We start from the raw sequence: 558 nt of genomic DNA, 5'->3' as shown, positions 1-558 counted from the left end.
CCTATAGAAGAAAAACATAGCTATAGCTGGATTGAATCCTCTCAAAAAAGGAGGGAGCGTTTGGGGGAACTTACGACCCCTGTGATTACTGTAGCCGATAGAGAAAGCGACATTTTTGAGTTTTTACACGACCTTATTGAATCGAACGAACGGTTTGTCATACGTGCCCAACATAATCGTTTTACTGGAGAATGTTACTCAAAGTATGCGGATAAATTATTTTCATTATTAGAGCAACAGCCTGATGAGGGGACACTAACCACTCTAATCAATGAGTCCAGTACGCATGAAATTAAAGAGATCACTCTTCAGCTCAAATCACTTCAATCCGTTGCTCTTCCTGTGCCTCGTGATGTTTCAAAGGAACAATATACTCCAATCAAGGTCGATGTGGTTATGGCTTACAATGAGGAGTACTGTTGGATTTTGCTCACCAACCTTCCTACAAAAACCATCGAACAAAAAAAGAAGTGGTGAATATCTATAAGTCGAGGTGGCACATTGAGGATTATCATAAAATTTTAAAAACGGGTTATCAAATCGACGAAATTTATCTGC

1 pseudogene is annotated in these 558 nt (G+C 39.2%); it reads left to right on the top strand.

From position 1 onward, the window contains the following. Positions 1–477: pseudogene (locus E1O65_RS12465) on the top strand (hypothetical protein); the annotation flags it as partial. Positions 478–558 lie beyond the last annotated feature (81 nt).

Origin of the sequence: Legionella sp. W10-070 (assembly GCF_900640175.1) — a bacterium.
GTDB lineage: Bacteria > Pseudomonadota > Gammaproteobacteria > Legionellales > Legionellaceae > Tatlockia.
The sequence above is the reverse complement of the archived record's forward strand: the minus strand, read 5'-3'. Positions and strand labels throughout refer to the sequence as shown.